Origin of the sequence: Streptomyces sp. P9(2023), assembly GCF_032436795.1 — a bacterium.
In the GTDB taxonomy this organism is placed as follows: Bacteria; Actinomycetota; Actinomycetes; order Streptomycetales; family Streptomycetaceae; genus Streptomyces.
The window spans coordinates 1-281 of sequence record NZ_JAUPWM010000377.1 but is presented as its reverse complement, the minus strand read 5'-3'; the positions used below and the strand labels follow the sequence as shown (position 1 = coordinate 281).

The window sequence follows — 281 nt, the reverse complement described above, 5'->3', positions numbered from 1 at the left end:
AGTGGGCTTATTTATCTTATCGGGTAAATGATACCTGGACCATTCAGGCCGGTAAAAAACGGCTGCCGCTTTATTACTATTCTGACTTTTTCGACGTGGGCTATGCCTATCTATGGCTAAGACCCCCAGCAGATAACTATACTTGGCAAATTTTTAACTATGATGGTGTAAATGCCTTATTTAATTATCAATTGGGTAGCTGGGATTTAAGCGGTAATATTTACTATGGCCGCGAGGATGATACCCGCAATAAATTGTTATCTGACTTCTTTTTAGACAAG

General features: G+C 39.5%; 1 protein-coding gene. It reads left to right on the top strand.

Annotated elements, in window-relative coordinates; genetic code table 11:
- On the top strand, positions 1–281 hold a 281-nt coding region (locus Q5762_RS38015; RefSeq protein WP_315896879.1), incomplete at both ends, for a hypothetical protein.